General features: G+C 70.8%; 1 protein-coding gene. It reads left to right on the forward strand.

Features of this window, described 5'->3' with window-relative positions; genetic code table 11:
- A partial coding sequence (locus tag C1X29_RS29370) for a hypothetical protein (protein ID WP_158247920.1) occupies positions 1-257 on the forward strand: 257 nt, incomplete at both ends.

Raw genomic sequence — 257 nt, forward strand, 5'->3', positions numbered from 1 at the left:
CGCTGGAGGAGGCCGGCATCACGGCGCCCCAGGCGAAGGGCCTGCCTTCATGGCGACGTCCTCTCGACTACGCCGAGGACATCGAGCGCGAGATCCGTGACAGCGTGCGCGGCGAGTGTCCCCGGTTGCGCGTGCTGGTGGAGGAAGGTCCGGCGACGACGGTGATCCTCGACGCGATCGAGCGCGAGCGGGGCGACATGGTGGTGATCGGGCTTGGACGGCCCGGCGCCTTCAGCGCATCGGGCGTCGGCCAGATC

The organism is Pseudomonas sp. GW456-12-10-14-LB2 (assembly GCF_002884345.1).
Classification (GTDB): domain Bacteria; phylum Pseudomonadota; class Gammaproteobacteria; order Pseudomonadales; family Pseudomonadaceae; genus Aquipseudomonas; species Aquipseudomonas paraglycinae.